Annotated in this window: 1 protein-coding gene; it reads left to right on the top strand. The window is 61.2% G+C overall.

The window, feature by feature from the left end; all coding sequences use genetic code 11:
* Complete coding sequence (gene fsa / locus NIM86_RS17155) at positions 1 to 654, top strand: fructose-6-phosphate aldolase (RefSeq protein ID WP_253383924.1); 654 nt, start codon at positions 1 to 3, stop codon at positions 652 to 654.

The following is a 654-nucleotide window of genomic DNA, read 5'->3' as shown; positions in this document are numbered from 1 at the left end:
ATGAAATTTTTTGTCGATACCGCCGATGTGGACGAGATCCGGACGCTGAACGATCTGGGCATGCTGGACGGGGTGACGACCAATCCCTCGCTGATTGCCAAGGCGGGCCGCGACATCAAGGAGGTGACCAAGGAGATCTGCTCCATCGTCTCCGGCCCGGTCTCCGCCGAGGTCACGGCGCTCGATCATGACACGATGATGAAGGAAGCGGACGTCCTTGCGAAGATCGCCGACAATATCGCCATCAAGGTGCCGCTCACCTTCGACGGGCTGAAGACCTGCAAGGTGCTGACCGGCAACGGCCAGATGGTCAATGTGACGCTGTGCTTCTCGGCCGCCCAGGCGCTGCTGGCGGCGAAAGCCGGCGCGACCTTCATCAGCCCGTTCATAGGCCGTCTGGACGATACGGGCGTCAACGGCATGGACCTGATCGGCGAGATCCGCACGATCTACGACAATTACGATTTCGAGACCGAGATCCTGGCGGCCTCGATCCGCACCATCAACCACGTCAAGGAAGCGGCGATGATCGGCGCCGATGTGGCGACCGTGCCGCCCTCCACGCTCCACACCCTCGTCAAGCATCCGCTGACCGACAAGGGCCTCGACGCCTTCACCGCTGACTGGAAAAAAACCGGACAGAGCATCCTTTGA

The organism is Notoacmeibacter sp. MSK16QG-6 (assembly GCF_024158145.1).
In the GTDB taxonomy this organism is placed as follows: Bacteria; Pseudomonadota; Alphaproteobacteria; order Rhizobiales; family Rhizobiaceae; genus Notoacmeibacter.
This window is presented reverse-complemented; position numbering and strand designations above follow the sequence as displayed.

Bases quoted from the DNA above. Each gene is read 5' to 3' on its own strand.
- fsa (WP_253383924.1), top strand. From the start codon at position 1: ATGAAATTTTTTGTCGATACCGCCGATGTGGACGAGATCCGGACGCTG.